This window comes from Mesorhizobium sp. M7A.F.Ca.MR.176.00.0.0, from assembly GCF_004023165.1.
GTDB lineage: Bacteria > Pseudomonadota > Alphaproteobacteria > Rhizobiales > Rhizobiaceae > Mesorhizobium.
Genome location: NZ_RZTC01000082.1, coordinates 1 through 3,925 on the forward strand (window position 1 = coordinate 1; position 3,925 = coordinate 3,925).

A 3,925-nucleotide genomic window follows, 5' to 3' on the forward strand; every position below is an offset into this window, starting at 1 on the left:
TGGCGTTCCCTGGAACACCCCTCATCCGTCGCCTTCGGCGACACCTTCTCCCACAAGCGGAGAAGGGGGAGCTTTCCACAGCTTGCTTGACAACGATCCACCTTTGTTCTTTATTTGTTCCAATCTATCAGCAACTGCGGATGTGCGGTCGATGGAAACGACAGCCACCATCCTGCATGCCGATCTCGACGCTTTCTACGCCTCGGTCGAGCAGTTGCTCGATCCGTCGCTGCGCGGCAAGCCGATCGCGGTGGGCGGCGGTGTCGTGCTCGCCGCTTCCTATGAGGCCCGCGCCTTCGGCGTGCGCGGCGGCATGCCGGGGCGCAAGGCGCGTGAGCTGTGCCCGCAGCTGATCTTCGTCGGCGGCAATTTCAGCCACTACCAGCGGCTGGGCGACGCGGCGATCAAGGTGCTCGACGATTTTACCCCGGTGGTCGAGCGCATCTCCATCGACGAGGCGTTTGCCGACGTCGCCGGCTGCACGCATCTGTTCGGCTCGCCGCAGGAGATCGCAACGACCATCCGCCGCCGCGTGCGGGCCGAACTCGGCCTGCCGATCTCGATCGGCGTAGCACGCACCAAGCATCTGGCCAAGATCGCCTCGCAGGTGGCCAAACCGGATGGGCTGGTGGTGGTCGACCCCGGCAGCGAGCTCGCTTTCCTGCACGACCTGCCGGTCGGGCTGATGTGGGGCGTCGGCCCGGCGACCAGGGCGAGGCTGGCGGAAATCGGCGTCGAGACCATCGGCCAGCTGGCCAGGACGCACAGCGGCGCGCTGACACGGCTGCTCGGTCCCGCCGCCGGCGAAAAGCTCGCCGCCTTGTCATGGAACCGCGACCCGCGAAAGCTCGAAACGCATAGCCGCGCGCATTCGGCCGGCGCCCAATCGGCGCTGGGCCAAAAACCCGCCGTAGCGCGGATCATCGTGCCCACTCTGCTGCATCTGGCCGACCGTGTCGCCAGCCGGCTGCGCGCCAAGGCGCGGCCCGGCCGCACGGTGACGGTACGCGTGCGCTTTGCCGATCTCAGCGCCGTCACGCGCTCGATCACGCTTGACCAGCCGATCTCGGCGACCGCGATGCTGGCCGAGATCGCCGGCGATCTGGTGCGCGGCGTCCTCGCCGACAACCCCCACGAAAGAACGATCTCGCTGCTGGCGATCTCGGTGTCGTATCTTGAGGAAAGCTTCGAGCTGCAGCTCGAACTGCCGCTCGGCCTCGCCGACGAGAAACGCCGGCCGGGCACCCGAAAAGGCCTGGCACGCTTCGACGCCGACCGCGCCATCGACAAGATCCGCGAACGCTTTGGCAAACAGGCGGTGGGCTACGGCACGGTGGCACTGGAGGCCGCGCGCTCCGTGCCCGACGAATTCAGGGAGCTGGCGGAGAAGGAGCTTTGAGGCCAGGGCAAGGCTATGGGCCGGTACGCGAGTAGCGATGGACCCGGATGCCACTAGAGCTTGTCCCGTGCCAGGGCTCGCAGGCTATGCCGCATGGTCGGCATCGTGAGTCGGCCAATAGCCAGGTTCGCCCCTATGCGCAGAGGCGAGGCCAACGGCACGGGCGGCAGTGCAGTTCGGGAATGCCGCAAGGCGCCTCAGCACCGAGAGAGATGTATCAAACCGAATGCCGATGAAGCCATAGATGATATAGCCCGACAACAGAATGAACGGCGCAAACAAGGCCACCCATCTCAGCCTGCCAAGGCGGCGACGGTGATAGGGTGAAGGCCGTCGCAAGAATGGCAGGAGCATTCCCCGCCAACTCCCCGGTTGGAGTGCCCGAACCAGACTAGCGTCACCCAGGTACAGTAGCAATAACGGTCATCTCCGAACGGTTTCCTGCGTTTAGAGCGCGGCTATTGGATAGCGAAACGCCAGTTCTATGCCTCGCCGTCCCAGTACCGCCTCACCGCTCCCATGTCGAAAATGCCGTCGCGCCGGCGCAAGGCGTCGACCGCCATCTTGTTGGAATCGGGATAGACGCAGACCTCGTTGGGATTTTTCTCGCCGATCATCAGATAGCGGCACGGTTCCGTACCGCTGTTGAGGAAGGAATGCCCGACCGCCAGGCCGGCGGGAAAGCAGACATAATCGCCGGCCTTCATCTCGTGACGCTCCTCGCCAAGCAGCAGCGTCACCTGCCCTTCCAGGATCAGCGCGTGCTCCTCTTCGAGCATGTGGTAGTGCCTGGGCGCCAGGCGCATGCCGGGGGCCGGCGCCTCGATCAGCATGCCGACATGATAGTCTGGTCGTCCCAAAGCCGCATAGGTCAGATGCCTGGACCGGCCGCCGAACCGCGGGCCTTCGCCCTCGACCTTCCATTCGACGGCATCGCTGGCGACAGGCGGGATCGGCACGGCTGGGGGTTTGGTGATACCGGGCATCACATCCGACGGCAGCGGATCGCCGGCGGCAAGGCCGGTGTTCTCGCCGTCCCAGTAAGTTCGGGTTGCCGAGAGGTCGAAGATCGCGCGCCTGCCCAGCGCCCGCACCAGGACCTTGTTGGAGGCGGTATAGACGACCACGTCATTCGGGTTGCGCTCGCCGACGATGACATAGCGGCACGGCGCGTCGCCGGTGTTGATGAGGCAATGCCCCGCCGCAGCACCAGCCGGAAAGCAGATGTAGTCGCCGGCCTTCATGGCGTAGGCAGCGTCGCCGACATAAGCGGTCAGCATCCCTTCGAGGATGAAGACATGCTCTTCCTCGAAAATATGGTAATGCGCCGGCGACGTCTGCTTGCCCGGCGGCAGTTCCTCGATCGCCACGCCGACATGGTGGTTTTCGCCGAGGGCGGCCTGCGACAGATGCCGGTAGCGCACACCGAAGCGCGGCACATCGGACCATTCCGTCCATGGCACGCTGTCCGATGCGAATGGCACGGGCGCTTTATCGTCTGCCATAGGGCCTCCCTGGTCCTGTCCCCCTGCCCTCGTCGCACTGCCATGCTGCTAGAGGATCCACGACAGGACAAAGCTGCCAGCTTCCGGCTAAACCGCCAAGCGGTGTTCGCGACGCTCCTGACAAAGCCAGACAGGAATCGCTCGCTTCAACCCCTGATCGCCTTGCTGGCCTGCTGCAGCAGCTCGAATGCCGCGAAGCGCTTGGCGTGCCAGCCGGCCAGCGTGGCATCGGGATGATAGACCTCGCCGAGTTCCGACATGCCGGCCATCGCCCCCGTCAGATCCTTGTAGGCACCGGCGGCGACCGCGCCCAGCATCGCCGAGCCGAGCAGCACCGGTTCCGGCGAGGTCGAGGCCACCACCACCATGCCTGTGGTATCTGCAAGCAGCTGGCGCACCAGCGGGCTTTGGCCGGCGCCGCCGCTGACGACGATGGTGTCGACGGGAATGCCCTTGTCATGCTCGGCCCGCACGATCTGGCGCGCGCCATAGCCCAGCCCGCAGACCCCGGCGACATAGAGCCCGACCAGGCTGTCGAGGCTGGTGTCGAGATCGAGCCCGGCGATCAGCGCTCGCGCGTCCGGGTCGGCGAAAGGTGCGCGGTTGCCGAGAAACTCCGGCACCACATGGATACCGCCGACCAGCGCCGGCGTCGCTGCGGCCCCGTTGCGGCCTTGCGCCTGCAATGACAGCCAGGCGCTGAGGCTGAGCCCCTCGGCTTGCGCCTTGGCGGTCGCTTCGCCAGCCGCGGGATGCATGCGCACCAGATGGTCGATAGCAGCACCGGCTGCCGACTGGCCGCCCTCGTTCAGCCACAGGCCCGGCACCATGGCCGAGAAATACGGACCCCAGACGCCGTCGACGAAGGCCGGCACCGCGGTCGACGACATGGTGCAGGCCGAGGTGCCGAAAACATAGGCCATGCGCGACAGAACGCTGCCGAACTCGCCGCGCGCACCGACCGTACCGACGCCACCGGCATGCGCATCGATCAGGCCGGCCGCTACCGCGATGCCGGGGA

4 protein-coding genes are annotated in these 3,925 nt (G+C 66.1%); 1 reads left to right on the forward strand and 3 read right to left on the reverse strand.

All coding sequences use genetic code 11. From position 1 onward, the window contains the following. Nucleotides 1–151: 151 nt before the first annotated feature. Complete coding sequence (gene dinB, locus EOB59_RS23935; protein WP_127809829.1) at nt 152–1,399, forward strand: DNA polymerase IV; 1,248 nt, start codon at nt 152–154, stop codon at nt 1,397–1,399. A gap of 84 nt (nt 1,400–1,483) precedes the next feature. Here dinB and EOB59_RS37340 read toward each other — a convergent pair whose 3' ends face one another. From EOB59_RS37340 to EOB59_RS36625, 3 genes are all read right to left on the reverse strand, one after another. Then, nucleotides 1,484–1,753 carry an excalibur calcium-binding domain-containing protein gene (locus EOB59_RS37340; RefSeq protein WP_348639532.1) on the reverse strand — a complete coding sequence of 90 codons (270 nt, stop codon included), beginning with the start codon at nt 1,751–1,753 and terminating at the stop codon, nt 1,484–1,486. A 128-nt stretch (nt 1,754–1,881) separates the two neighbouring features. Further along, nucleotides 1,882–2,904: a cupin domain-containing protein gene (locus EOB59_RS23945; RefSeq protein WP_127398507.1), complete on the reverse strand. Its 1,023-nt coding sequence runs from the start codon at nt 2,902–2,904 to the stop codon at nt 1,882–1,884. Nucleotides 2,905–3,050: 146 nt separating this feature from the next. Then, nucleotides 3,051–3,925, reverse strand: an 875-nt coding sequence (locus tag EOB59_RS36625; protein ID WP_245486727.1) for an FGGY-family carbohydrate kinase, incomplete at its 5' end; no start/stop codon positions are given.

Bases quoted from the DNA above. Each gene is read 5' to 3' on its own strand.
- dinB (WP_127809829.1), top strand. From the start codon at position 152: ATGGAAACGACAGCCACCATCCTGCATGCCGATCTCGACGCTTTCTAC.
- EOB59_RS37340 (WP_348639532.1), bottom strand. From the start codon at position 1,753: ATGCTCCTGCCATTCTTGCGACGGCCTTCACCCTATCACCGTCGCCGC.
- EOB59_RS23945 (WP_127398507.1), bottom strand. From the start codon at position 2,904: ATGGCAGACGATAAAGCGCCCGTGCCATTCGCATCGGACAGCGTGCCA.